This window comes from Streptomyces sp. NPDC059900 (assembly GCF_050270335.1).
Taxonomy (GTDB): domain Bacteria; phylum Actinomycetota; class Actinomycetes; order Streptomycetales; family Streptomycetaceae; genus Streptomyces.
Genome location: NZ_JBNNJZ010000751.1, coordinates 1 through 3,362, shown reverse-complemented (window position 1 = coordinate 3,362; position 3,362 = coordinate 1). Strand labels below are relative to the sequence as shown.

4 protein-coding genes are annotated in these 3,362 nt (G+C 71.6%); 1 reads left to right on the top strand and 3 read right to left on the bottom strand.

The genetic code is table 11. The annotated features are described in order from the left end of the window. Window positions 1-66: 66 nt before the first annotated feature. From ACQKIP_RS43290 to ACQKIP_RS43280, 3 genes are all read right to left on the bottom strand, one after another. Window positions 67-333, bottom strand: coding sequence for a hypothetical protein (locus ACQKIP_RS43290; protein WP_351165136.1), 267 nt, complete (start codon window positions 331-333; stop codon window positions 67-69). A gap of 116 nt (window positions 334-449) precedes the next feature. Further along, window positions 450-1,202 carry an anti-sigma factor gene (locus ACQKIP_RS43285; RefSeq protein ID WP_365860176.1) on the bottom strand — a complete coding sequence of 251 codons (753 nt, stop codon included), beginning with the start codon at window positions 1,200-1,202 and terminating at the stop codon, window positions 450-452. A gap of 50 nt (window positions 1,203-1,252) precedes the next feature. After that, the gene (locus ACQKIP_RS43280) at window positions 1,253-1,807 is read right to left on the bottom strand and encodes a sigma-70 family RNA polymerase sigma factor (RefSeq protein WP_365859962.1); all 555 of its coding nucleotides are present in this window, start codon (window positions 1,805-1,807) and stop codon (window positions 1,253-1,255) included. Window positions 1,808-2,019: 212 nt separating this feature from the next. On the opposite strand from ACQKIP_RS43280, the gene ACQKIP_RS43275 reads away from it, so the two are divergent. After that, window positions 2,020-3,362: DUF4331 domain-containing protein (locus ACQKIP_RS43275; RefSeq protein ID WP_427745523.1), on the top strand; the 1,343-nt coding region annotated here is incomplete at its 3' end.

The window sequence follows — 3,362 nt, the reverse complement described above, 5'->3', positions numbered from 1 at the left end:
GGGAAGGGGCGGGTGGGTGGGAGCAATCCGCCGCTGAGCGACGGCCGAACCCCCGACCACCCGTGGTCAGCGACCCCCAAAGAGCGACCGCCGCAGCCTGCGCAAGGGAGCGAAGAGGGAGACCCTTCGCACACGTGCACCTCGGCCACTGTGGTCATGCGCACCCCGTGAGGTCAGCTCACGCATCAGCAGCGTCGCCTCGGCCGTCTCGCGCTGCGGAACGGCGGGGCCGCCCAGCACCGAGAGATGGCGGTCGAGACGCGAGCTGGTCGCGCTGCTCCCGCAGGTGATCGCAGGGACACGCGCCCTGCTGCGCACCGTTATCTGTTCCATGTCACTCCCCACCCGTACGAGGGCACCCGGCCCAGGGCAGGTTAACCCTATCGCCCCCGCACGACACTCGTGTATCCCGGTCACGGGATTCACCTACCCCGTAAGGAGGTTGACGATTACTCTCCGAATCCATCTGATTCCAGGGCGAGTTGGACAAGAGGGGCAGAAGTGGGCCGCTCTGAGCCCCCGTCGGGCTCCGTGGTCACTGCCAGTGACCTGCCGGACGCACGCACGTCCGAGGCGATCACGGGCGTTTCGCCGTCCAGCAGCCCCAGGGAGCGGGGGGCCGCGGCGGGCCGCAGGAGCCACAGTTGGTGCACGCGCCCGGGAGGCGGCGGCCCGAGCCCTGTGACGGTCACCACGGCGCGCCGCCTGGACTCCGAAGCGACGACGCTGATGCCGCGCCCCCACGCGTCCCGCTCCCCGGCCGCGCGGGCGTCCGGAGCCGTGAGGACGTGGGCGATCTCACGCGCCTGGGCACGCTCGCGGTCGAGCCGGTCCCCGGCGCGCAGCGCCTGGAGGGCGAGAACCGCGGACACCACGAGCACGAGCACGGCGAGGACGGCGGCGGGGAGAAGGAGCACGCGGGTGCGCGGGGGCGCGCCGCGGGTCACGGGCGCCCGCGGGGGCGGCTCCTGCTCCGTCGTGCGTACGGCGCTCAGCACCCGCTCGCGCAGGCCCGGCGGCGCGGGCATCGCCGCCGCACCCGCCAGGCGTACGGCGCCCTCGGCCAGCTCCCTGGTCTGGGCCAGGCAGGGCGCGCAGCGGGGCAGATGCCGCTCGAAGCGCCGCAGTTCGCGGGGCGCGAGGGCGTCCAGGGCGTAGGGGACGGCCAGGGAGTGCACACGCGGGACGGGCAGCAGCTGCATTTCCGCGGGCCCGCCGAAAGCCCGGCTGCCGCCGGGCCGCCTGCCGCTCTTCATGCCGCGCCTCCCGTCGCGGTGCCCAGGCATGCGCGCAGCCGCAGCAGCCCGTCCCGCATCCGCGTCTTGACGGTGCCGAGCGGAACGGAGAGGCGCCGGGCCACTTCCCGGTACGTGTAGCCGTCGTAATAGGCGAGGGTGACGGCCTGGCGCTGGAGGTCGGTCAGGCGCCGGAGGCAGCGGCGCACCCACTCGCGCTCCAGCCTGCCCTCGACCGCCTCGGCGACCTGGTCGAAGGCAGGGACCTCGCCGCGCTGGGCCACGCGCCGCTCGCGGTCGCTCGCCGCGCGGACGCTGCGCACCCGGTCCACCGCCCGGCGGTGGGCGAGCGTGAGGATCCAGGAGAGTGCGCTGCCGCGCGCCGGGTCGAAGCGGGCGGCCGTCCGCCAGAGTTCGAGCAGCACCTCCTGGACCACTTCCTCGGACTGCGCCGGGTCGCGAAGGACGCGGCGGGTCAGTCCGTAGACCGGTCCGGAGACCAGCCCGTACAACTCCTCGAAGGCCTGCTGGTCGCCCTTGGCGACCAGTGGAAGCAGTTCGTCGGGCCCCATGCGTGTCCCCCTCACCTCTTCCCGGCCCCGGCGGCATGCGTACGTCCGGGGCCGGGCGGCTCACTGTCCGGTCGCAGCGGGATTCGCGGCGGGAGAAGCGGGCGGATTGGAAAACGGGCCAATCCGCCGGGCCCCTGATCCCCGAATGGCGTTCGTCAGGCGGCCACCGCGCACCGCGCGGGGTCGCGCGAGGAAAGTTAAGGACGGACGCGATGACAGCTATCGCCAAGGGCCGGACGGGGCGGCGCAGCAGGCGCGGCCTCGCCGCGCTCGTCTGTGGCGCACTGGCAGCCGGGGGGCTCGCAGCCGCCGGCGTGACGGCACTCGAACCGGGCGCGGCAGGCGCCGCGAGCCACCGGGAGGCCCCGCTGATCTCCGGGCAGCCCCAGTACGACAACACGGACGTGTACGCGTTCGTGAGCCCGGACAAGCCCGACTCGACGACGATCGTGGCGAACTGGCTGCCCTTCGAGGAGCCCGCCGGCGGTCCCAACTTCTATCCGTGGGCCGACGACGCCCAGTACGACGTCCACATCGACAGCGACGGCGACGCGCAGGGCGATCTCCTCTACCGGTGGACGTTCGACACGAAGACCAAGAACGGCGACACGTTCCTCTACAACACCGGGCCCGTGACGAGCCTGGACGATCCCGACCTGAACGTGACGCAGACGTACGACCTGGAGCTGATCAAGCTCAAGGACCAGAAGGTCACCTCGACCACGACGATCGCCGACGACGTGCCCACGGCGCCGTCGCACGTCGGCAAGGCGTCCATGCCGGACTACAAGAAGCTGCGCGACCAGGCCGTGACCCCGGTCAAGGGCGGCGGCTCGACGTTCGCCGGGCAGGCCGACGACCCGTTCTTCCTGGATCTGCGGGTGTTCGACCTGCTGTACGGCGGCGACCTGTCCGAGGTCGGCAGGGACACCCTCAAGGGCTACAACGTCAACTCACTCGCCCTTCAGGTGCCGACCTCGCAGATACGGCAGTCGGCCAAGCAGCCCACCGTCGGCATCTGGTCCACGACCCAGCGCAAGAACGCGGGCGGCAAGTGGACCCAGGTCTCGCGGATGGGCAACCCGCTGGTCAACGAGGTGGTCGTGCCGCAGAAGGACAAGGACAAGTTCAACGCGTCCTCGCCCTGGAACGACGCGGACTTCCTGAAGTACGTGACCAAGCCCGAGCTGCCGAAGCTCCTGGAGAAGATCTACAAGCTGAAGGCGCCGGCCGAACCGCGCAACGACCTCGTGTCGGTGTTCCTGACGGGCGTGAAGGACCTCAACCAGCCGCCGGGCGTCCGGCCCGCCGAGGCCCTGCGGCTCAACACCTCGATCAAGCCAGCGGACTCGCCGAAGCGGCTCGGGGTGCTCGACGGCGACAACGCCGGGTTCCCGAACGGGCGGCGGCTCGCCGATGACGTCGTCGACATCGAGTTGCAGGCCGTCGAGGGCGAACTCGTCGGGAACAAGAACGACCTGGGCGACGCGGTGAACGTCAACGACCGGAAGTTCGGCGGGACCTTCCCGTACGTGGCGCTGCCCACGTCCGGGTC

What these genes read in the sequence shown, in the direction of transcription:
- ACQKIP_RS43290 (WP_351165136.1), bottom strand. Translation starts at nt 333, where the DNA reads ATGGAACAGATAACGGTGCGCAGCAGGGCGCGTGTCCCTGCGATCACC.
- ACQKIP_RS43280 (WP_365859962.1), bottom strand. Translation starts at nt 1,807, where the DNA reads ATGGGGCCCGACGAACTGCTTCCACTGGTCGCCAAGGGCGACCAGCAG.
- ACQKIP_RS43285 (WP_365860176.1), bottom strand. Translation starts at nt 1,202, where the DNA reads ATGCAGCTGCTGCCCGTCCCGCGTGTGCACTCCCTGGCCGTCCCCTAC.